A 20,905-nucleotide genomic window follows, 5' to 3' on the forward strand; every position below is an offset into this window, starting at 1 on the left:
TGCGGCCTTATCGAAGGAACTACAGAACAAGATCGGGTTAATACGTGATCTGTACAACTGTACGAAACACCTATATTGATTAAGCTGCGGGTATCCTAAGTACGGCCTGATTAAAGGTCTGACTTATAGATACCCTTATTTTTTTCTATACTCTCCAGGTGTCATACCCACTTTCTCTCTGAATACCTTAATGAAATAGCTGGAGGAGTTAAACCCGCATTCTAAGCAAATCTCCTGGATGCTTTGGGTCGTATCATATAGCAGACGTTGAGATGCTTCAATACGAGATTGCAGCAAATATTCGATGGGAGAACAGTTCAGGTAGGATTGAAAACAGCGGGATGCTTCGCTTTTACTGATATTTGCCGACATTGAGATATCCTGAAGCGTTACTGGGTTCATATAATTTCGCTGTATAAATGAAATCATCTGCTGCACACGCACTTGGAATTGGATATCCCTTTGGTCTTGGGCAACCGCAGGAATTTGCTCCACATGATTGAAAATCGACTGCCATATTTGATTTAGGTGGCACTGTACCTCCATTTCGAAGCATGCTGCACTCAGATTTTCGATATTAAAGTCCAAAGTGGAGAAGGAACCGTAGGGACTCTGAAGACCAAACTCCTGCAATAACGCAAAGATGTAAGAAAGCTCATTAAGGATTTCTCTTTGCCAGGGAATATCAGAATGTAGTATAAAATAGGGCATGCTTCGGTTAATCAGAATAGGCCTGATATATTTCTGATAAAGAATACTGGTATGGGGTGCGATCAGCTCCGCGGAAAAGACGATATTGGGACACTTACATCTATCGTTGTCATATACCTGCTCAAAAGAATGCAATGCATTGCTGTTAATGAAAATGCCATCATTTGGGCATAATTCAATACAGTGATTACCGACTTGAACCTTTACGGTTCCGCCTCGCGCAACAAAGAACTCCGGTTCGAAGTGCCAGTGAAGCGGAACCTTTCTATTAAGGAATTTATGCAGCTCATCCACATAGAATTGAATAGGGAAATCATTCTGGCCATGTTGAATGGTTTCATACAGAGTATGATCAAGAGGCATGGTGTCTGCGCGCATGATAAACTCCTTCTTGGGAATATAGTGTTATTAATCGAGAAAAAACTGTCTTCAATACAAAATACATGATGATATAATCATATCTTGAAAAGTGAAATGATACCACTCACATCAATACTTTAAATAGGAGGACGCAATGGATATCGAAAAAATCAAGCAAATAACGAATAGCGGGAACATGTATGATGACGCCGCTGAAGATGTAGCAGAGGTTAGAGCACATGCGTTAGCAAAGTGCCGTGAATACAATCACAAGGTAAATACCAATGCAGGATACGACATGTCCATTTTAAAAGCGTTATTCTCACGCGTAGGAGAAAATGTATATATCGAGTCCAATTTCCGATGCGAATTCGGATTTAATATTTCCATTGGTAACGATGTATATATTAATCATGACATGATTATCCTCGATTGCAACGAAGTGAAAATCGGAAATGATGTGTATATAGGACCAAGGGCGGGACTGTATGCAGCAAATCATGCGGAAGATCCTTTTGAGCGTGCAGACAAAGGAGTTTACTCCGCCCCGATAACGCTGGAAGATCGAGTATGGCTGGGTGGCGATGTCAAAATAACGCAGGGCGTGACTATCGGAGAGAATAGTATTATCGGTGCGGGAAGCGTAGTTACGAAAGACATTCCTCCAAATGTCATCGCTGCAGGAAGTCCATGCAGAGTAATCCGGCCTATCCAATTTTCCGACAATCGCTGGAAGAGACCGGAATGAAACAGTAACCCATCAATAGCAGCTCCAAAACCTCCCGAGGGTTATTACAGACCTCATTCGGGAGGTTTTATTTGTATAAAGACTGTACTCTGTTAAGAGATGCAGTGTGTTTACACCTATAAGGAGAGATGAATATAGGATAAGCTTGTCTAAGAAGCAGGACACATGAAAAACATACTGGCAAGTTATTCTAATAACAGCTGCGATAAAAGGAGTTAAGCATGAGAAACAGGGGAATTACATTTAAACTCTTTATTCTGACCGTCATTTTCTTTGCCAGTTTTTATATTCTGGTTTTATTATCGCAGGTTCTTTTTTTCAATCGGTTCTACCAGGACTATAAAGTGAAAAAAGTCGAACGAGATCTTTATAAATTTGCTCAACAATATTCACATCAAAATCGGGACAAGAATAAAGAGCTCGCCGTGAGCGTAGCCAAGTTTATGAATCGAAACCGGACACAGCTGGCTATTGTTGATTTCGAGGGCAATCTGGTCCTGGGTGATCCCTACCGTATGACGGTTGAACTCCCGAACCATAACAAAATCACGGTCCCGCTGTCGCTTTTTTTGAATGTGAACGATGAAGAGCTGCGGAAAGCCAATATACAGCAAGGAGACCCGATCACCATTTGGGGTGAGGAATATAGCAGAGGGAATCTAGATCCGATCGTATATCCAGAAAAGATCTTAGTGCGTCATTCATTATCCATTGGAGAGACCTCTCCGGATAGCCTTTCCGTTTTCTCAGGCGTTGTAGAGGATATTATCGCACCAACCCTAAAGACTCAACGCCAAGGTCTCCTGTATGTAGCTTTAAATGAGCTTTTTCCTTTGTCTGACGAAATGAAAAAAGAGCTTAATGGGATGGAAGAAAAAGAGTTGCAGTGGGTAGAACCTTGGAGCGGAACCAACAATATTATCATTATGCAGCCATTGGTAGTAAGCGGCGGCAACAAACAAATCCTGTTCTCAGTCACCTCACTTCAAGAAATTAATGATGCCAATGAAGCGCTGCGTTGGTTCTATATCTATCTTAGCGGCGGGGGATTTATTTTCATTCTGATTTTGGCCCTTTATTATTCCAAGATGGTGACATCGCCTATTGTTTCATTGAATGAAGCCGCACAGAAAATGGTTGATTTTGATTTTTCATCTTTCAAACCCTTACAGCAAAGCGACGAACTGGGGAGCCTTTCTCAAAACATGTATACGATGGCACAAAAACTGGACAAGGCGCTTGGTGAACTTCAAGATGCCAACCAGCAGCTTCAGAATGATATGGAGCAAAAAGAAAGAATCGAAATGACACAAAAGAGCTTCTTTACCAATGCCTCGCATGAGCTGAAGACGCCTATCAGCATCATAAAGAGCTTCGCCGAAGGCTTGCAGGATGGCATTAATATTGATAAGCAGGAACATTACATATCCGTCATTATTGAGGAAACAGAGCGAATGGAGATGTTGATTAAAGACATGCTCGATCTGGCCCGGTTGGAGTCGGGAACGATACAGCTTCGAAAACGATCCATTTTACTGAGCGAGCTTATTGATAAAAGCGCAAACCGGCTGCTGTATCAGCTCAAAGCGAAGGGATTGGAAATTATCGTTATCCCTGTGAATGAGCTCCCCGTTCTCATTGATCCGGATTGGTTCGAGCAGGTTATCGTCAACTTGACGACTAATGCCATTAAACATGCGGATCATGGGAGTGACATCCTTTTTGAGATTCATAGTGATAGGCAGTCGAGCACGCTTTATGTCAAAAATAAGGGCAAAACGATCCCTGAACCGCAAATAAATTTAATTTGGGAGAGATTTTACAGGGGAGAAGCCTCCCGAAGTCGTCAAACAGGTGGAACAGGATTAGGCTTATCCATTGTGCAGCAAATTTTGGATCTCCATCATTGTGAATACTCGGTAACGAATTTGGATGATGGTGTTCAGTTCATGGTTAAGATCAATCATTAAATTCAAACGCTTGAAACGGGAAGAAGGATTTGGAATGGGGAAGAGGGTTCTCATCGTTGAAGATCAATCAAGAATTCGCGAAGTGATTTCGGACTATTTCCTGCAGGATGGCTGGGAAGTGAAAGAAGCCGGCAACGGACAAGAAGCGCTGGATCTTATCGATGTCATATACCCGGATTTAATCATCCTTGACATTATGATGCCTGAAATGGATGGATTTCAAGTTTGCAGAGAGGTTAGGAAGGTTCTGGGCGTGCCCATTATTTTTCTAACCGCGAAATCGGATGATGAGGATAAGCTGTTAGGCTATGAGCTGGGAGCTGATGATTATCTGACCAAGCCGTTTAGCCCAAAAGTTCTCGTAGCGAAGGCAAACTCATTAATGAAGCGCGTCACGGAGAATTACAAACCTGAAGGTCACAGATATACCTTTGGTTCCGCCGTACTCAACACATTGGCTCGCCGGCTGGAAGTCGATCGTATTGAAATTGAATTGACGCATAAAGAATACGAACTTTTATTGTTCCTAATCAATAATAAGAACCTGGTTGTGACCCGAGATGCCATTATCTCCCGTGTCTGGGGTCTGGATTTTGATGGCGACAATCGGGTCGTGGATTCCCACATCAAGAAGCTAAGGGCTAAACTTGGCCATTCTTCACATCATATCCGAACGGTCGTCGGGATCGGTTACAAATTCTCAGAAGAGGAAGTATAGACTATTTCCAAGATTTGAAGAAAAGAGGAGTCGCAATGTCTTTTAAAGTCATCCCGTCAGTATGCACAATGTTCAACTTGGCAGCCGGTATTGTTTCGTTAATCTCGACAATTCAAGAACATTATAAATTGGCCGTCTTATTTATCGTTATAGCCGCTACGTTCGATGTGATGGATGGACTACTAGCCCGATTATTGAGCTGTACCAGCGAGTTTGGCAAGCAGCTCGATTCGCTGGCTGACATTGTCTCGTTCGGCGTGGCTCCGGTTATCCTTATTCTTGAGCATAATCTGGATGAATGGTCGTTCATAGGGGCCGCAGTAGGGGTCGTGTTTATCATATGCGGCGCTCTGCGGTTAGCCCGGTTCAACATTACTCCCAAATCTGCAACTTTTACCGGGATGCCCATAACTGTCGCGGGCTTCTTGGCAGCGGGACTATCTTTTTTTCATAATCATATCCATTTTAAGGTTGTTGTGATCAATCTTGCGGTACTCTCTTGGCTCATGATCAGCCGCATACGCTTCCCATCATGGAAGGTTGTAATCGTTAGAGTTAAAGGAAGTGTAACCTCATGGAAATAGCGATGACGTTCATCGAGCATTACGGATATGTGGCTGTAATCTTGCTCTTGGCGTTAGGGATTATAGGAATCCCCGTACCCGACGAGACGCTAATGCTATTTGTTGGCTATTTAGCTTCCGTGAAGATTCTTGGATTCTGTCCATCCATTATCTTTAGTTTTTTGGGTTCTGTTATAGGAATGAGCATCAGTTATTTCATTGGCAACAAAATAGGCTATAAGGTCGTTGAAAAGTATGGAAAATGGATAGGGCTAACTCCAAAGCGTTATGAAAAAGTGAAAAACTGGTTCGCGAAATACGGCGTATGGTCGGTGTTGATTTCCTATTTTATTCCTGGTGTGAGACATGCAGCCGGATACATCTCGGGCATAACGAAGATGACTTTAAGGAAGTACTTCATGTTCTGCTGCATTGGGGCCTTGATCTGGTCCACCTTGTTTATTTCCATTGGATATTTTGTGGGGGACAAACTGAGTTGATTCTTGTTCCCCGGGAACGAGGTGATGTTCAATGTCTCTTACGAAACGACGGATGCAGTTCTTGAGAGATTATGAGAAAATGGGCAATGGAGACAACGTCATCTTTTTACACAGCAGCTATTCACGCGGTATACTGGCTTTTGCTAGTCAAATGTTAGATTTTCAAAAACAATATACGTGTTACTTTCCGGATTTTAGAGGACACGGTAGAACAAGATGTGAAAGTCTTGAATGGTCTACACCTCGAATCGCTGACGACATCATTGACTTTATGGATCAATTGAACACTGCCGCAGCACATTTAATTGGCTATAGTTAGGGGGGGCAAATGGTACAAGCGGATTTTGCGACCCGACCGGAGCATAGACCCCATATGGTTAAGGAAAATCCTGTTGCCGTAAATGATATGATACTTCAGTTCCTGGAAGAGCTAGCTTGAAAGTTCACAAATATGCCAATAGCAGGTCTGAGAATGAGAAGGTTTTGCCGGTTGAGAACAAGAATAGAGTCACAATACCATATTATGAGAATTGAGTTGATGAGCATGGGGGACAAGATGGTAGCTGTCTTAAGAAGACAGTTTGATCCGACATTAGAAATGTTGAAGAATCTTATCGAAGCATGCCCTGATGATTTTTGGATGGATGCCAAGCAAAAATACTGGAAACATATATTTCATGCTACAACCAGTATGAAATTTTGGTTCAGGCAGCAGAAGGATGAAGAATTCAAAATACCAGACTTCGGTAAGGGTATAACAGAATCCCTGGATGAAGAGTGCTCTGACTACCCTACTAAAGAGGAGATGACGAAGTACGTTGAGGATATATTGAGTGTGGCTCGTAAGTTTCTTGATGAACTGACTGACGACAGATTATTGGAGCCATGTGTACTATACGAAGAAATAACTAAAACTGATGTAGTCCTGATGCAGATCCGACATGTTCAACATCATATAGGTTATTGCAACAGTATACTGAATTCAAATCGCTTAGAAGCCGTAAAGTGGCTATGATAATGTGAGGGATCGAAGTCAGCTTCTTTACAATGAGGAGTGTTATTCCATATGGTGTATGAATTTGATAGTGAGATTAAGATGCTGGAAGGTAAAATAAAATGGAAAGTCGTTTATTTCCCATATTCGGTACAAGAAATCTTCAGTACTAATGGTAAAGTACCTGTTCAAATCATCGTTGACGGGCATGAGTTTGAGCATACATTGTTGCCGTCAAAAAATGGGCATTATTTTGTATATAATGAATTTATTAGAAGAGCAGTACATAAACAACTTGGTGACACACTCCATGTAATTCTTAAAAAAGATGAAACAAATCGCAACATTGTTGTGCCAGATTACATTTCAAAAGAACTAGAAGATCACCACATTCTGGATAATTTCCTGAGTCAGCCTGATTACATTAAGCGAGAGCAGATCAATTATATTGAACTTGCTAAAAAGGAAGAAACAAAGAATAACCGAATACTGGCTCTAATTAATAAGCTTAAAGATAAATAAATGATGATGTTGTATTGTATATATAAGCATATTTTTATATACTTATATCGTGAGGAGGGGGAGCAATGATTCAAACCATATCGAACATTGAAGATGTGTCCCAGGTATTAAAGTTACTTGGCGATAAGACGCGCTTAACTATTGTTAAGCTTCTAGAGCAAAGGGAATGCTGTGTTTGTGAATTGGTTGAAATTTTTCAAACGAGCCAACCAGCAGTCAGTCAGCACTTACGTAAACTAAAAGACGTAAGTTTGATCAAAGAAAACCGTAAAGGCCAGTGGATATTTTATTCTTTAAATCCTGAATTCAAGCATTTGAGTCTGATAGAGGATTTGCTTAAACATGTCCCTTCTCAGGAACATGAATTAAAAGCGCTGAAGAAGAAGGACCTTCAAATTTGCTGCGAATGAAATGGTATGAAAGGGAGAGTGTTCTGGTGAACCAGTCGGTCAAAAAGCTATCGTTCTTGGATCGGTATTTAACGATCTGGATTTTTGCAGCGATGGCAATAGGGATTGTTTTAGGTTTTTGGATTCCTGGATTTGCGGACAGTCTATCAAAGCTTCAAATTGGAACAACATCCGTTCCTATTGCCGTAGGGCTTATTTTAATGATGTACCCGCCGCTGGCAAAGGTTAAGTATGAGAAATTGGGCCGGGTGTTTAAGGACTGGAAGGTTCTCCTTATATCCCTTGTTCAAAACTGGATCATTGGCCCGGTTCTGATGTTTCTTCTGGCGATTACGTTTCTTAGTGATTTGCCGGAATATATGATTGGCCTGATCATGATCGGGTTGGCTAGATGTATTGCCATGGTTCTAGTGTGGAGTGACTTAGCTAAGGGTGATCCGGAGTATACAGCTGGTCTCGTAGCTTTTAACTCGATTTTTCAAATCGTGTTCTACTCCGTATTTGCTTACATCTTTATCACAGTTTTACCTGAATGGTTTGGCATCCAGGGGGCAGTCGTCAACATTTCTATGGGTGAAATCGCAGAAAGTGTCATGATCTATTTGGGTATTCCGTTTGCAGCGGGTATTTTCACACGGATAATTGCGCTCAAAACCAAAGGTGAAGCATGGTTCGAAAGGGAGTTCCTGCCGAAAATTAGCCCTCTGACTTTGATTGCGTTATTGTTTACCATTGTTTTGATGTTTTCACTGAAGGCTGATTTAATGGTTCAACTGCCGATGGATGTGGTTCGTATCGCTATACTACTTCTGATTTATTTCGTGATCATGTTTTTCGTTTCTTTTCTGGTATCACGGAAAGCAGGCACTTCTTATCCCGTCGCAGCTTCACTATCTTTTACGGCAGCCAGTAATAATTTTGAACTTGCCATCGCAGTTGCAATTGGGGTCTTTGGCTTGAATTCTGGTGCTGCCTTTGCAGCCGTCATCGGACCGTTGGTTGAAGTTCCCGTACTCATTGGGCTCGTCAATGTAGCTCTTTGGTTTCAGAAGAAGTACTTTGGCAAGCCGTCCTCGATTTCTTGAATAAAGACGTAATATAGAGGGAGAGAATCATGGAGAAACCTTATCAAGCATTAGTTGAAGATCGAATTTTCTTTGGCGGTGCCAAAGATGTTGATCAAATGGTAACCAATGAAGGCGTAGAGGTAGTTGTTGATCTTCGGGAGGAAGCCGAGGCCTGCGCTTCCAACTCAACCGAAGTGAAGTGGATTCAGATTCCATTAGGCGATAACTCCGAAGAGCCAGAAGCTGAGCTGTTTCGTTCAGCCATTCAAGAAGTGGTTCAAGCTTATCGGGATGGAAAGAAAGTTGCATTTCACTGCGGTGGAGGAAAAGGACGTACAGGCACTGTGGCTGTTGGCACACTAAAGGAATTAGGACTGGCCAAGACGTTGGAAGAGGCTGAGCAGCAGGCAAAGGCGATTCGACCCATTATTGCGGTGAAGCCCAAACAATGGGAATCTTTGAGAGCGATCTATGGCGAATAATTAATGGCAGGTTTCATTGAATACCTTTTCCATGATCATAACGTCGATTCGCTCGCCATCCAAGATCCCTTGATCTTTAAATACCCCAACCTCACGATAGCCCAGTTTCCGGTACAATCCCTGTCCTTTTTGATTAAAAGGGAAAGTGAAAAGTACGATTTTATAAAACTTGTTGTGACGGGCTTCCTCTTCAAGAGCCGGGAGGAGGGCTGAACCTATCCCTTGACCCCGATAATCACGGTGGATATAGATAGACAGATCTGCAACGCCCTGATATGCACAACGGTGAGAGTAGGGATTTATGGAAGCCCAACCGACAATCTGATCATCAGCTTCAGCCACTAAAACCCCATATCTTCCTTGATGTTCATCAAACCATTTTTGAATATAATCCTGATTTTTCGATTCTGTTTCTAGTGTCGCAATTCGATCCTCAATACCTTGATTATAAATGAGCAAGATATCATTCAAGTCTTCGGCCTTTGCTTTTCGAATTGCTACATGACTCAATACGGCCATAGCTATTCCCTCCCGATTGTCTTACGGTTTAATGGCTTTAATTACAGCTGAAACGATATATTGTTCGATATTTGTACCAGGAACCCAATCTTTGATAAACGTTCTGGATTCGTCTTTAGGCTCGATGGAGATATCAATAAATCCGCTGTGCTGCAGCATTTCTTTGATCTCTTGTACGGAGGAAGCTCCGGAAATGCAGCCTGAATAAAATTCGGTTAAATCACTTTTAATTGCAGCGGGTAAATCGGCAGTCGTGACAACATCGGAGATAGCCAGGCGACCGCCAGACTTAAGCACCCGGTAAGCCTCATTAAATACTTGCTGTTTATCTGGGGAAAGATTAACCACGCAATTGGAAATAATGACGTCCACGGAATGGTCTGCGACCGGAAGGTGCTCAATCTCTCCGAGCCGGAAGTCTGTATTGTTGAACTTGCCTTTCTCAGCGTTGCTGCGTGCTCTGCTGATCATCTCCGGAGTCATATCAACACCAATAACTTTACCTTTACTCCCCACTTGCCGCGAAGCCAAAAAGCAGTCAAAGCCGCCACCGCTTCCAAGATCCAGTACAACTTCGTCTTGCTTAAGCTCCGCTATGGCTTGCGGGTTACCACAGCCCAAACCCAGATTGGCCCCATCCGGAACAGCCGTTAATTCATCCGTCGAGTAGCCTAATTTTGCCGAGATCTGATCAAAATCCCCAGCTGAATCGCAGCAGCTGCTGGTTGTACGGGGGGAATTAGGTTTTACCGCGATCTTTTGGTATCTTGCACGAACGTTCTGTCTAATCTCATCATGGGAAGCTTTGCTCATGTTCATCTCTCCGATCGTACAGCAATTTTTATTAAGTATTCCAAAACGTCTGGTCATGATTTGAAAGAGCTCGCGAGCATTTCCCAAGGGAATTTATCTCTGCATTAGTTATAACTCATTTAATTGCAAAACACAACTATTAAGTGACGACTAACAAACAAATAATTTGAATATTTCTCATCTATACCGCCATAATTGTAGGAAACCAAAAAAATATACTTGCGATATACAAATAAGTCCTGTATAACTTAAATATCCAATTTCGCCAATACCGGCATTAGAGCGGGCATGCGATCTTGCATACTATATGGAATATGAGTAATCCGGTTTAATAAAATAAAGAGGAGGGATGGATGTGTGCTTTTCTGATAAATTAGTCATTGTATCTGGAAGCAGCTCAGGTATTGGAAAGGCGTGTGCCGAAACTTTGCTTGAAAGCGAAGCTATGGTTATTGGAATCGATTCTGACAACAATTCTATAGAGCATCCCAAATACATACATTACTCAGTCGATGTTAGAGAAGATGAGAAGATTGCAGCAATTACAAATGAAGTTCATTCGAAATACGGAAATATTGCAGGTCTTGTAAATGCGGCTGGAATATTTTCACATTCAAAACCTTTTTTTGATTTGGGAATTGATGAGTGGAATGACGTGATCGAGACGAACCTCACAGGCGTATTTATTCTATCGAAATATGTGGCTCAAAAAATGATTCCCAATAAGTCAGGAAAAATCGTAAATATCAGTTGTATCCGCTCGAAAATTTACAAACCCCATATGACAGAATATGCTGCAGCTAAAGGAGGGGTTGTCGCTTTAACATCCGCAATGGCTTTAGACTTAGCTCCATACCATATAATGGTCAACTCTGTTGCTCCTGGGTTCACATATACGGGAATGACAGCCAAGTCTTTTGAACATCCTGAGTTACGAAAATCTTCGGAGGACCTAATTCCTGCTGGAAGAATTGCAGAGCCAAAAGACATTGCAAATGTCGTTTTATTTTTGCTATCTGATAAGGCTGATTACATTAATGGAGAGACCATATTTGCTGACGGCGGTTATTCGATTCTAAAATAGTGCAAGAACTGTATAGAACAAGGGGATAAGCATTCGGCTCCTATAGTTTTCTAGCTTTGATTACAAAAGTTACAGGAAGCATCTTTGCTTTTTTTGCAAAGTCATTGTTCCCGCTTTTGCCAATGCATTTTTACTTTATAATGTATATACTAAACTATGTACATATTACGTCATTATATTGTGCACCCAACAACTGTCGTAAAAGGAGGGATGCACATAACTACTTCCGCGGATGCACCCAAGTGGCTGTCGCTGGACATGATGTTATCTGTAAGAGGACAAGAACATATATTCATTGAACCCCGCGCTGGTCGCGGTTTTTTTGATTTAAGGATACATGTTCTTGTCCCAAGCAAAGGACAAGAACATGTATCTATTGCCGAATATGGACAAGAACATGGTACTATTGCCGATTCACAATTATCGAATAGAGCAACTTATTTGAAGAAACCAAATTGTCAAACATGTACGCAATGTGCCAACATTAGTCTCATCTTACTTAAATGAGCCTTTCACCGGACAAAGTTGAGTGAAAGGCTTCTTTCTCGTGTTCATATCCTTTTGCTATCTTCATAACTTCTTCACAAGCTGCAAATTGGTTCTTCATAACTCTCTTATATAGTGTAACTATAAGGAGGAGATACAAATGAAGAAACTTTGGATTGGATTATCGGCATTGGTACTGGTTATGGGGATTGGCACCTCTGGGGCTTACGCTACGACAGCTAACAATGATAATAATGGCAGCAGTTTTTTCGAAAAAATGCTACCCTTTGCCAAACAAATACACCCCAACCTGTCAGAGGAACAAATCAAGCAAATGTATGACAATTGCAACACTTCAAACGGTAAGGGAATGTCAGGAATGATGCAAAATTCTCAATATAGCAGGGGTATGATGAACTTCTAATCCGATCATGATAAGATAGGACCTCATTGATATGAGGTCTGTCTCATTTTAACAACAAAGTAGGTGATGAAGTTCGTGAAAATTTTAGTGGTGGATGATGAAGAAAATATCTTGCAGGTTATTAAGGCTTATTTGGAAAAGAATAAATATATTGTGTACGAAGCCGATACAGGACGAGGCGCGATTCATCTTTTTGAAACCTTAAAGCCCGATCTGATCGTGCTGGATTTGATGCTTCCAGACATGACTGGAGAGGAAGTATGCAGAATGGTACGCAAATCATCGAACGTTCCGATCCTCATGCTGACTGCAAAAAGCAGTGAAGACGATATGGTGAATGGGCTCATGATTGGAGCCGATGATTATATTACTAAACCATTCAGCCCAAGAGAGCTGCTCGCTCGGGTGATTAGCCTATTAAGAAGAACCATTCAGCCGCAATTGGGGAATATGTCACTGCTGTCTTATGCCCAAGGCGATTTAACTATGGATTTGGAACGTTATGAGGTAAGAATTCACGAGGAGCCAGTATCTTTTACCCTTATGGAGTTCAAGCTACTTGAAATTTTAGCGAAGCATCCGAAGAGAGTGTTCTCACGACTTGAACTTGTTAACCTTACTCAGGGTGATACCTATGAAGGATTCGAGCGGACCATCGATGTTCATATTAAGAATATTAGACAAAAAATTGGCGATGATCCTAAACACCCTGTTTTTATTGGCACTGTATTTGGAGTGGGGTATAAATTCTTGGTGAGTCATGATGTCTATTAGAGGCGGATTGAGCAGAAAGCTTCTTATTTCCCATGTCGGTGTGGCCCTTGCTGCGCTTCTATCTATTGTCTTGCTTGTGAACTTGGTAATGAACATCTCGTTTAACCAATATCAGAAGAACCAGCAGCAGACAGAAATACAAAGTTTACTGGACGATTTAGAAGACGCTTATAATGTGTCTACCGGCCACTGGAATACAAACGTTTGGATGACCATTTCGCACCAAGCGATGATTAGTGATTATATGGTTCGTGTTTATGATCAAGACCGTCGCTTGATTTGGGATACTAGTCAAATGGGCAGGCAGATACAAGTGAATTCCCAGTCTGCGCAAGACACCATTAAAAAAACAATCGTAAAAGGAAATCAGCAGGTAGGAACATTGGAATTTCTACCAGTGAAAGAAACGACGCAAAGTCTGAATCAGAAATTTCTGAGAATGTTTAATACCTTATTATGGGCCGCAATGATACTCGTAATTGTCGGGACGTATCTGTTCAGCCGGTACATGGCCAAAAGCATTAGCCAACCTCTCCTAGAGATTAAAGATATCGCTTCGAAAATGAGGGAGGGGGATCTCAGCTCCCGGGTTGAAATGTTAAATCAGAATACAGAAATTGATGACGTGGGGCGTACACTCAATCATTTGGCTGATGGATTGGAGAAGCAAGATCAATTAAGGAAATCACTGACCACTGATGTGGCACATGAGTTGCGAACACCCTTAACAACAATTCAAAGCCATTTGGAAGCCTTTCAGGATGGCATTTGGGAACCGACGCCGGATAAACTACAAGTGTGCCATGATCAAGTCCTGCGACTTGTCAGGCTCTTCAGTGATTTGGAAAATCTGGCTGCTGTAGAGAATCCAATGGTTCAGCTTATGACGGAGATCGTCTCACTTAACGAAATCGTTGGTGAGTCTTTAAATATGGTATCCAGCCAGTTTGGGCAGGAAAGACTTTCAGCTGACCTGATAAGTAAAAGTGACGTTTGGATCACAGGGGACCGTTCGCGGCTCCTTCAGGTTTTTGTAAATCTGATAAGCAATGCTTTCAAATACACGAGTTCTGGAAGTGTTCATATTGAAGTGTTAAAAGAGAAAGCAGAAGGCGTCGTTATCGTTTCCGATACCGGAATGGGAATATCTAAAGATGAACTCCCCTATATCTTTGAACGTTTTTACCGCGGAGAGAAATCAAGGAACCGGAAAACTGGCGGAGCCGGAATAGGACTTGCGGTTGTTAAAGTCATAGTGGATGCTCATGCCGGATCTATTCATGTTGAAAGTGAGATAGAGAAAGGAACTACCGTTCTTGTTCGTCTTCCATTAATTCGATGAAAGGATGAGAGAAAATGATGATGGGTTATGGCTCTGGATTTGGAATATTTGGATTAGTCATCAATTTTTTACTGATCGTAGGTGTAATCTATTTGGTGATAAAATGGGTTAGGGGAGATGGGAATTCACGATTTATTGACAATACTCCAGAGAGAATCTTGGATGAACGCTTTGCAAGAGGTGAAATCACGGAAGAAGAATATTACCGGATGAAGAGCATTTTGCGGGATTAAAAATCTTAATGGAGATACGGAAACAAGGAGCCCTTCACTCTGTGAACGGCTCTTTTGTTATTTATGATTCTAGCTTGCCTTATTTAATACCTCATTTGATTCATCCCCTTCCTGGTTTGTTTATAATTCTAAAAAGATCATCTTTTGAGGAGACGAGAAATATTTGCTCAGAAAGAAACTTATCCATCAAGCAATTCTAAACCGGATACCTGTAAATGTTCATTTGATCAGTGGTGAAACTTATTGTGGTGTATGTAAGGAGCATGAGAAGCCTGAGATGTTTATCATCATTATGGGGACAGCATCCGTAGCTGTTTTTTATTGGGCCATTAAGCGTGTTACATTTACAAATAAGATCGAACAGACGGAAAGGAGCTGTACTTAATCAGATTGTCTCAATTCAGCGTATCTATTTAATCTTTAAAGCATATCACAAAGAAAGAATCTGCTACAGAAGTGGCATGGGGATGGGTGTTACACTAAGTGGGATGTTATACCAAATGTCGCTTAGGTTACTACCAGCTACAAGCAAACCATCCAATATTACGGCGTATAGAATTTCTTTTGTGCTTATTGGATTATTAAGCGCTGCTGCACTATTTATAGCGCTTTTCCAGAAGAAATCATGGCATAAGTACAGCGAGGAGTTCATTGAGTACTATATTTAGTAAAGCTGATTATTCAGTCTGATTTTTGGAGTTAATCCCTACATTCAAGGAATAATTTACCAATATATTAAATCGATAAAGTTCGCTTTAACTGCCGAAAGGCTGATGACTCCTACCAGAGAGGTTACATTTCCCTGGTAGGAGTCTCTTTTTTTGCTCAATTGTAGAGCGGAGAGAAGTTAATAATGAAACACTTAAAACAACCTTGGAACTATAGGGTCCAAAAATGGGTCATGCTGACTACATAGGAACATTGCCTTTAACATGTCCAGAAGCGGTTACTACGCCTATCTGAAGCGAAAGGGGAGGGGAAACGGCGTGACGCCAAAGCCAAACAACAAATTCGTAAAGAACTATAAACGTTACGAAGGAAAGTACGGGCACCGGTAGTTCAATTGTTCTTGTGGCAGAATGACGGCAATTGGATGAACTATAAGAAGGTACTAAGCCTCATGCAAAAGCTCGGACTAGATTCGTGTGTATTTATGAATGGCAGATGGCAGTCCAAGTAATTACTACTAATTTCCAGGTAAGTTCTGTATCAATAAATTATTATACTTTGCCGCATGTTTTTGCTCATCGAGAATAATGCCATACAAAGTATCCTTATAAACGCCATAAGGAAGGCCGAACCATATCTTTCGATACTTTTCAACTGCTGACAATTCACCTTGGAAGGCTTTTTGCAACCCGGCAATATACGAATTAACATGTTCAGGAACTTCGTTACTAACTCCTGTCACTTCATGTCCAGTTAATTCTCTGTACATTTGTCGGAACATTTGATTATGCCCTCGTTCATCATTCCGAATAGAGGTAATAACTTCAGCTTGTTTCTGGCTAGGAGTAAGATGAATGAGTTGGTCATAAAAAAGTTCATCATTCCGTTCCCCTTGGACTGAAGTCCTCATTAATTCAAGCGCGTCTTGAGTTGAAGTTGCCCAAATGGGAACGAATTGTGATCTGATCCAATAGGGATAAACCATATTCATGAGCGTAGCCCTCCGTTAATGTAAGTAATTTCACTCTCAATTATATGCACATGAGCCTAGTGTGTGATTAATTCTGAGTTTCGGTTAAATTATACAAAGGTTGCTTATAGGGGGGCTACAGGGTGCCAAGTAAATGAGCAGTGGATACAAGTGAGAGGTTGTTGGAGGAAGTATGGATGAGATTAAAATTGAATCCGAGTGGGATTCCAATATTGATCTGAACCACAAATATGTTTCCACTTTAGTTAGTATGCTCCGATTGAATGGAGTGGATTTCATATTAACTACTGCTTAGTACCAGTCGGTAAAGCGAGCTTTTACCATTTAGTTGAAGACTGTTCGATCTAGAGTGAGGATCAGTTTTATTGTTGAAATTGATCCTTTTCGCCAAAGATCTTTAATGATAATAACAATGTAGGTAAGTTTGTGTCCTTTATGTAGGCAACTTTGTGTCACTTGTCGGATGACAAGAATGTGTTCCGCATGGAACCCGCATAAATTGCGGGTTTTTCTTTTTTCACGGTACAGATTCTTGTCAAAAGCTAATGACAAGAATCTGTACCGACTTCCGAATTAGGCCAAGAATGTGTTCCGTTAACCGAGAATTATTATAGTCATGTCCTAATCAAGATAATTCAAAGAGATCCCCCCCTTCCCAGAAAGAAGTCAGGAAAACAAATTTTTTCAGCACAGGAGTAAGTATTTCAAGGGTTAGGGCTCCCAGGTGCTGGCTACGTGGGAACGTTGCTGAAGTGGATATTACTTGGAAGTTAAGCTGATTGAAACGATCATCACACATTCATTCGGGGTGGTGTGCAGGCAGAGAAGGCACGTACGGCTAGTTATATTGGAAACACCTATACAGTATGTACTCGTGGTTACTTAGGACTAGGTATCTACCAGTGATATTTTCCTGGTATGAGTCTGTTTATGATGGTGAAATACTTTGTTTGGGATAAAATAAGTTCACATTATCGTCAGGCAACATGGATATCACGTATTTCAAAACTATAAAATTAGTTATATAATAATTATAAGTAAACAAACTCAAATGGAGGTACTCTTAATGAATCACGTAAAAACCGATTGGCTACCCAAAAACGACAATGAAATGAATGATGTTATCAAACAATCGCTTACTGTTCTCCCGGTATTAAACAATGAAGAGGGACTGCGAAAAAAAGCTCTTTTATTAAAAGCATTGGGTGATGAAACCAGATTGAGAATTATCGGCATATTGAAAGTTCAGGACTCATGTCTTTGTGAATTAGTATCTGGATTAGTCATTCCAGCTTCTACATTGACGCATCACTTGCAGATCCTGGAGCGTGGAGGCGTTATCCAATCGAGAAAGGAAAAAAAATTCACCATTTTTTCCCTTGTTCATGATAAGAATTTAGACCTTTATATTTCACAAAATTCATAATAGGAAGTGTCATCAGGAGTAATTGATTACGAGGCAATAAATTGTCAAAATTGACAGGGTGAAAAAAATCCATCATGTCGTAGTAATGACCATTTTGTATTTGTTGAACCTAAATGCCGGTACGAATGCTATGCAAATATCAGCATTCAGCCTGAAAGAGATGCTTCTTGTCATTCCCCCCATCTTTATTCTGTTGGGAATTCTGGATACTTGGGTACCCAAGGAGGTCATGATGAAATACATGGGGGAAAAATCGGGATGGAAGGGAATCGTGCTCGCCTTTCTGATTGGTTCAGCGGCTGCAGGTCCCCTGTATGGAGCTTTTCCGGTTGCCGCAGTTTTGATGAAAAAGGGCGTCAAATTCAGCAATATTCTAATCTTCATCGGGGCATGGTCCACTACGAAGATTCCAATGCTCCTGTTCGAAATGTCCGCTTTGGGAACGACTTTTGCCATTACCCGGCTTCTGATTGATATTCCGGGCATCCTGATCATCGCCTACCTGCTAGAAGCGATGATCTCGAACGAGTATAGAACAGAACTATACAAAAAAGCTGAATATCTTTAAGTCTGATTCAAACTCCTAGAACCAAACTTTTACCTCGTTGGAATGAAGAGTTATGGTCGGGCACCAACATTTCTTATGGCTACTGGATACGAACAGGGCAGATCAATTGTAGCCTACCTGGATGGCGATCTAGAAGCCGCGCTGAAGGTTGAATTAGAGTTGCCAGAGACGGGTGTATGTAGCATTAGCAGTGCACCCAATATAAACGATTGCCGCATGCCGATCTCATCAGTGTAATTAATGATTTGAGAAGGTAGAATCCAGTTTCCGCCTTTAAATCAAACGAAGGAGTGAGAAGTCATGTACAAGTCAATAATTATAGGAACAGGTCCCGCAGGGTTGACTGCAGCTATTTATTTAGCTAGAGCTAACCTGAATCCGCTTGTTACTGAAGGACCACAACCGGGGGGGCCAATTAACATTAACTACAGAAGTAGATAATTTCCCAGGATTTGTTGATGGAATAATGGGTCCCGAACTCATGGATAACATGAGAAAACAAGCGGTTCGGTGCCGAGTTTATGAATGGCTGGGTCAATGATGTTGATTTTTCGTCTCGTCCATTTGTAGTGAAGGTAGAAGGACTTGGTCAATTGCAAGCTGAATCCAGTATTCTCTCTACAGGTGCGTCGGCGAATTTGCTCGGTGGCATACCTGGCGAAAAAGAGAATATTGGCCGTGGTGTAAGTACGTGTGCAACGTGCGATGGGTTCTTTTTCCGTAACAAAGAAGTAGTTGTTGTGGGTGGGGGAGATTCCGCAATGGAAGAAGCAAATTTTCTTACCAAGTTCGCTTCCAAAGTGACGATTGTTCACCGGCGGATGAACTGCGAGCTTCGAAGTTCATGACAGATCGATCTCGATCCTGTTGGATATATTCGTGTGAAACCCGGAACAACCGAAACGAACATCCCTGGCGTATTTGCTTGCGGAGACGTACAAGATCCGAAGTACCGTCAGGCGATTACTGCAGCAGGTACAGGGTGTATGGCTGCTCTAGACAGCGGAAAGTTTTAGAAGAAGATGCCGCTTATACAAAATCAGTCACATATTCTGGATAATATATAAGTTTATGCTTATGAATGTATTGATTTTGACTAAAAAAGACATCACTTTTTATTCGAACGACACTTGTGGTCGGTTTTCATATTACATTAGGAGCAAGAAGGAGTAGCAGATGAAGGGCACAAATGATTTAACCCAAGGTCCAATAATGTCTACTTTAATGAAATTGACACTCCCCATCATTGCTACCAATTTCATATCTACAACCTATGGTCTTGTCGATATGATCTGGGTTGGAGGGCTAGGAAGTGGTCCGGTTGCTGCAATTGGTACAGCAAGCTTCTTTATTAATTTAGCGATTGCTTTATCGACCATGATAACAATTGGTACAGGAATCAAGGTTTCACATTGTATGGGATCCGGTAAGATAGAACAAGCTTATTCATATGTAAAGAACGGATTTGTAATGTCTGTTGTATTAGGACTGCTCTATATGGTTTTTATTATTTCGACCCAGGACCAGCTTATAGGCTTCTTCGATCTTGGAAATGAAGTTGAGTTAATGGCGAAGCAATTTCTAATGATTTCGATCGTGGGGGCCGTCTTTTCAATACTTAATACCTTATATGCAACCGTTATGAATGCGATGGGGAACAGTAAGCAACCATTTTATATTTTTTCAATGGGTCTCATTTTAAATATCATTCTTGATCCATTGTTAATATATGGAGTAGGCAGTTTAGAAGGTTGGGGAGTTGCAGGTGCAGCTATTGCTACACTAACGGCCAATTTATTAGTGACCTTGCTGTTTATCATAAAAACAAAAAAATTAGACCTTATCTCTAAACAGTCGGTAAGGAATAGCCGTCTCATGATAGAAGTCATTCGATTGGGAATTCCGATTTCGATTCAACGGATCACCTTTACGATCATATCGATCATTATGGCCAAGATCATAGTCGGTTGGGGGGCTGAGGCCATTGCTGTTCAAAAGGTAGGTATTCAAATAGAATCAATCTCCTATATGACGATCGGTGGTCTGCAAGGGGCTATTGCAGCTTTTTTTGGACAAAATTATGGAGCACGTCGATTGGATCGAATACAGCAGGGCTATCGAAAGGCGTTGCTGATGACCACAATATTCGGTGCTTTCATTTCGTTCATATTTATCTTATTTCCTCAGCAGCTCTTCTCGGTATTTCTAACTGATGAAACGAGCATGAAGCTCGGAACAGATTACATGCGAATTATCGGTTTTTCTCAGTTGTTTATGTGCATGGAACTGATGACAGTTGGAGCATTTAACGGTATTGGTAAAACATATATTCCGCCAATATTCAGCATTTTATTTACTGTATTAAGAATACCCGTGGCTTTGCTCTTATCGGAACCGTTTGGATTAAATGGGGTGTGGATGTCGATTGCGCTAAGTAGTGTTTTTAAGGGTATTATTTTGGTCATCTGGTTTAGAAAGTCTTTGCGTAGCATTCATAAATCGCTTGCAGTTTCTGAATAAACATAGAAAAA

23 protein-coding genes and 2 pseudogenes are annotated in these 20,905 nt (G+C 41.2%); 21 read left to right on the forward strand and 4 right to left on the reverse strand.

The genetic code is table 11. From position 1 onward, the window contains the following. Positions 1-135 precede the first annotated feature (135 nt). Positions 136-1,089, reverse strand: a complete 954-nt coding sequence (locus tag PSTEL_RS13760; protein WP_038696110.1) for an AraC family transcriptional regulator — start codon at positions 1,087-1,089, stop codon at positions 136-138. Between the two features lie 136 nt (positions 1,090-1,225). Between PSTEL_RS13760 and PSTEL_RS13765 the strand changes: the two genes are divergently transcribed. The 11 genes from PSTEL_RS13765 (at position 1,226) to PSTEL_RS13815 (ending at position 9,045) form a co-directional block, all read left to right on the forward strand. Continuing rightward, positions 1,226-1,819: a sugar O-acetyltransferase gene (locus PSTEL_RS13765; RefSeq protein ID WP_038696112.1), complete on the forward strand. Its 594-nt coding sequence runs from the start codon at positions 1,226-1,228 to the stop codon at positions 1,817-1,819. Between the two features lie 221 nt (positions 1,820-2,040). After that, on the forward strand, positions 2,041-3,789 hold the full coding sequence (locus PSTEL_RS13770; protein WP_038696114.1) for a sensor histidine kinase: 1,749 nt from the start codon (positions 2,041-2,043) through the stop codon (positions 3,787-3,789). Between the two features lie 34 nt (positions 3,790-3,823). Then, entirely contained in the window at positions 3,824-4,507 is a 684-nt protein-coding gene (locus PSTEL_RS13775; protein ID WP_038696116.1) for a response regulator transcription factor, read from the forward strand. Positions 4,508-4,542: 35 nt separating this feature from the next. Then, positions 4,543-5,091: a CDP-diacylglycerol--serine O-phosphatidyltransferase gene (pssA, locus tag PSTEL_RS13780; RefSeq protein WP_038696118.1), complete on the forward strand. Its 549-nt coding sequence runs from the start codon at positions 4,543-4,545 to the stop codon at positions 5,089-5,091. Then, positions 5,082-5,570, forward strand: a complete 489-nt coding sequence (locus PSTEL_RS13785) for a DedA family protein (protein ID WP_038696120.1) — start codon at positions 5,082-5,084, stop codon at positions 5,568-5,570. The genes pssA and PSTEL_RS13785 overlap by 10 nt, the downstream gene beginning before the upstream one ends. Before the next feature lie 61 nt (positions 5,571-5,631). Further along, positions 5,632-5,889 carry an alpha/beta fold hydrolase gene (locus PSTEL_RS13790; RefSeq protein WP_245624953.1) on the forward strand — a complete coding sequence of 86 codons (258 nt, stop codon included), beginning with the start codon at positions 5,632-5,634 and terminating at the stop codon, positions 5,887-5,889. Between the two features lie 204 nt (positions 5,890-6,093). Continuing rightward, complete coding sequence (locus PSTEL_RS26305; RefSeq protein ID WP_169744577.1) at positions 6,094-6,585, forward strand: DinB family protein; 492 nt, start codon at positions 6,094-6,096, stop codon at positions 6,583-6,585. 51 nt (positions 6,586-6,636) lie between these two features. Continuing rightward, complete coding sequence (locus tag PSTEL_RS26310; RefSeq protein WP_052098470.1) at positions 6,637-7,086, forward strand: YdeI/OmpD-associated family protein; 450 nt, start codon at positions 6,637-6,639, stop codon at positions 7,084-7,086. 65 nt (positions 7,087-7,151) lie between these two features. After that, positions 7,152-7,496 (forward strand): ArsR/SmtB family transcription factor, encoded by a 345-nt coding sequence (locus PSTEL_RS13805; protein WP_038696122.1) that lies wholly within the window; start codon positions 7,152-7,154, stop codon positions 7,494-7,496. Next, on the forward strand, positions 7,493-8,581 hold the full coding sequence (gene arsB, locus PSTEL_RS13810) for an ACR3 family arsenite efflux transporter (RefSeq protein ID WP_052099234.1): 1,089 nt from the start codon (positions 7,493-7,495) through the stop codon (positions 8,579-8,581). The genes PSTEL_RS13805 and arsB overlap by 4 nt, the downstream gene beginning before the upstream one ends. A 29-nt stretch (positions 8,582-8,610) precedes the next feature. Continuing rightward, positions 8,611-9,045, forward strand: a complete 435-nt coding sequence (locus PSTEL_RS13815; RefSeq protein ID WP_038696124.1) for a protein-tyrosine phosphatase family protein — start codon at positions 8,611-8,613, stop codon at positions 9,043-9,045. Here the strand turns inward: PSTEL_RS13815 and PSTEL_RS13820 are convergent, their stop codons facing one another. Both PSTEL_RS13820 and PSTEL_RS13825 read right to left on the reverse strand, forming a co-directional pair. After that, positions 9,046-9,564: an arsinothricin resistance N-acetyltransferase ArsN1 family A gene (locus PSTEL_RS13820; protein WP_425415214.1), complete on the reverse strand. Its 519-nt coding sequence runs from the start codon at positions 9,562-9,564 to the stop codon at positions 9,046-9,048. Between the two features lie 21 nt (positions 9,565-9,585). Continuing rightward, the gene (locus PSTEL_RS13825; RefSeq protein ID WP_038696126.1) at positions 9,586-10,377 is read right to left on the reverse strand and encodes an arsenite methyltransferase; all 792 of its coding nucleotides are present in this window, start codon (positions 10,375-10,377) and stop codon (positions 9,586-9,588) included. Between the two features lie 349 nt (positions 10,378-10,726). Between PSTEL_RS13825 and PSTEL_RS13830 the strand changes: the two genes are divergently transcribed. The 5 genes from PSTEL_RS13830 to PSTEL_RS13850 all read left to right on the forward strand — a co-directional run bounded on the left by PSTEL_RS13830 (position 10,727) and on the right by PSTEL_RS13850 (position 14,720). Next, complete coding sequence (locus PSTEL_RS13830; protein ID WP_084065081.1) at positions 10,727-11,461, forward strand: SDR family NAD(P)-dependent oxidoreductase; 735 nt, start codon at positions 10,727-10,729, stop codon at positions 11,459-11,461. 646 nt (positions 11,462-12,107) lie between these two features. Continuing rightward, positions 12,108-12,371, forward strand: coding sequence for a hypothetical protein (locus PSTEL_RS13835; RefSeq protein ID WP_038696131.1), 264 nt, complete (start codon positions 12,108-12,110; stop codon positions 12,369-12,371). Between the two features lie 66 nt (positions 12,372-12,437). Then, positions 12,438-13,145 (forward strand): response regulator transcription factor, encoded by a 708-nt coding sequence (locus PSTEL_RS13840; protein WP_038696133.1) that lies wholly within the window; start codon positions 12,438-12,440, stop codon positions 13,143-13,145. Continuing rightward, positions 13,132-14,487, forward strand: coding sequence for a sensor histidine kinase (locus tag PSTEL_RS13845; RefSeq protein WP_245624954.1), 1,356 nt, complete (start codon positions 13,132-13,134; stop codon positions 14,485-14,487). The genes PSTEL_RS13840 and PSTEL_RS13845 overlap by 14 nt, the downstream gene beginning before the upstream one ends. Before the next feature lie 14 nt (positions 14,488-14,501). Beyond that, positions 14,502-14,720 carry an SHOCT domain-containing protein gene (locus PSTEL_RS13850; RefSeq protein ID WP_038696135.1) on the forward strand — a complete coding sequence of 73 codons (219 nt, stop codon included), beginning with the start codon at positions 14,502-14,504 and terminating at the stop codon, positions 14,718-14,720. A 1,186-nt stretch (positions 14,721-15,906) separates the two neighbouring features. Here PSTEL_RS13850 and PSTEL_RS13865 read toward each other — a convergent pair. Next, entirely contained in the window at positions 15,907-16,380 is a 474-nt protein-coding gene (locus tag PSTEL_RS13865) for a ferritin-like domain-containing protein (RefSeq protein ID WP_038696142.1), read from the reverse strand. A gap of 1,066 nt (positions 16,381-17,446) precedes the next feature. Between PSTEL_RS13865 and PSTEL_RS13870 the strand changes: the two genes are divergently transcribed. From PSTEL_RS13870 to PSTEL_RS13880, 5 genes and pseudogenes are all read left to right on the forward strand, one after another. Continuing rightward, positions 17,447-17,806, forward strand: coding sequence for an ArsR/SmtB family transcription factor (locus tag PSTEL_RS13870; protein ID WP_038696144.1), 360 nt, complete (start codon positions 17,447-17,449; stop codon positions 17,804-17,806). A 130-nt stretch (positions 17,807-17,936) separates the two neighbouring features. Further along, positions 17,937-18,374, forward strand: a complete 438-nt coding sequence (locus PSTEL_RS13875) for a permease (RefSeq protein ID WP_218917545.1) — start codon at positions 17,937-17,939, stop codon at positions 18,372-18,374. An 18-nt stretch (positions 18,375-18,392) separates the two neighbouring features. Further along, a pseudogene (locus PSTEL_RS28490) lies at positions 18,393-18,611 on the forward strand (glutamate synthase); the annotation flags it as partial. A gap of 63 nt (positions 18,612-18,674) precedes the next feature. Then, positions 18,675-19,390, forward strand: a pseudogene (locus tag PSTEL_RS26995) (NAD(P)/FAD-dependent oxidoreductase). A 160-nt stretch (positions 19,391-19,550) separates the two neighbouring features. Beyond that, on the forward strand, positions 19,551-20,894 hold the full coding sequence (locus PSTEL_RS13880; protein ID WP_038696148.1) for an MATE family efflux transporter: 1,344 nt from the start codon (positions 19,551-19,553) through the stop codon (positions 20,892-20,894). Positions 20,895-20,905: the final 11 nt, after the last annotated feature.

It is taken from the genome of Paenibacillus stellifer, assembly GCF_000758685.1.
Classification (GTDB): domain Bacteria; phylum Bacillota; class Bacilli; order Paenibacillales; family Paenibacillaceae; genus Paenibacillus_AQ; species Paenibacillus_AQ stellifer.

Coding starts and splice junctions, on each gene's coding strand:
- PSTEL_RS13760 (WP_038696110.1), bottom strand. CDS start 1,089: ATGCGCGCAGACACCATGCCTCTTGATCATACTCTGTATGAAACCATT.
- PSTEL_RS13765 (WP_038696112.1), top strand. CDS start 1,226: ATGGATATCGAAAAAATCAAGCAAATAACGAATAGCGGGAACATGTAT.
- PSTEL_RS13770 (WP_038696114.1), top strand. CDS start 2,041: ATGAGAAACAGGGGAATTACATTTAAACTCTTTATTCTGACCGTCATT.
- PSTEL_RS13775 (WP_038696116.1), top strand. CDS start 3,824: ATGGGGAAGAGGGTTCTCATCGTTGAAGATCAATCAAGAATTCGCGAA.
- pssA (WP_038696118.1), top strand. CDS start 4,543: ATGTCTTTTAAAGTCATCCCGTCAGTATGCACAATGTTCAACTTGGCA.
- PSTEL_RS13785 (WP_038696120.1), top strand. CDS start 5,082: ATGGAAATAGCGATGACGTTCATCGAGCATTACGGATATGTGGCTGTA.
- PSTEL_RS26305 (WP_169744577.1), top strand. CDS start 6,094: ATGAGAATTGAGTTGATGAGCATGGGGGACAAGATGGTAGCTGTCTTA.
- PSTEL_RS26310 (WP_052098470.1), top strand. CDS start 6,637: ATGGTGTATGAATTTGATAGTGAGATTAAGATGCTGGAAGGTAAAATA.
- PSTEL_RS13805 (WP_038696122.1), top strand. CDS start 7,152: ATGATTCAAACCATATCGAACATTGAAGATGTGTCCCAGGTATTAAAG.
- arsB (WP_052099234.1), top strand. CDS start 7,493: ATGAAATGGTATGAAAGGGAGAGTGTTCTGGTGAACCAGTCGGTCAAA.
- PSTEL_RS13815 (WP_038696124.1), top strand. CDS start 8,611: ATGGAGAAACCTTATCAAGCATTAGTTGAAGATCGAATTTTCTTTGGC.
- PSTEL_RS13820 (WP_425415214.1), bottom strand. CDS start 9,564: ATGGCCGTATTGAGTCATGTAGCAATTCGAAAAGCAAAGGCCGAAGAC.
- PSTEL_RS13825 (WP_038696126.1), bottom strand. CDS start 10,377: ATGAGCAAAGCTTCCCATGATGAGATTAGACAGAACGTTCGTGCAAGA.
- PSTEL_RS13830 (WP_084065081.1), top strand. CDS start 10,727: ATGGATGTGTGCTTTTCTGATAAATTAGTCATTGTATCTGGAAGCAGC.
- PSTEL_RS13835 (WP_038696131.1), top strand. CDS start 12,108: ATGAAGAAACTTTGGATTGGATTATCGGCATTGGTACTGGTTATGGGG.
- PSTEL_RS13840 (WP_038696133.1), top strand. CDS start 12,438: ATGAAGTTCGTGAAAATTTTAGTGGTGGATGATGAAGAAAATATCTTG.
- PSTEL_RS13845 (WP_245624954.1), top strand. CDS start 13,132: ATGATGTCTATTAGAGGCGGATTGAGCAGAAAGCTTCTTATTTCCCAT.
- PSTEL_RS13850 (WP_038696135.1), top strand. CDS start 14,502: ATGATGATGGGTTATGGCTCTGGATTTGGAATATTTGGATTAGTCATC.
- PSTEL_RS13865 (WP_038696142.1), bottom strand. CDS start 16,380: ATGAATATGGTTTATCCCTATTGGATCAGATCACAATTCGTTCCCATT.
- PSTEL_RS13870 (WP_038696144.1), top strand. CDS start 17,447: ATGAATCACGTAAAAACCGATTGGCTACCCAAAAACGACAATGAAATG.
- PSTEL_RS13875 (WP_218917545.1), top strand. CDS start 17,937: ATGCAAATATCAGCATTCAGCCTGAAAGAGATGCTTCTTGTCATTCCC.
- PSTEL_RS13880 (WP_038696148.1), top strand. CDS start 19,551: ATGAAGGGCACAAATGATTTAACCCAAGGTCCAATAATGTCTACTTTA.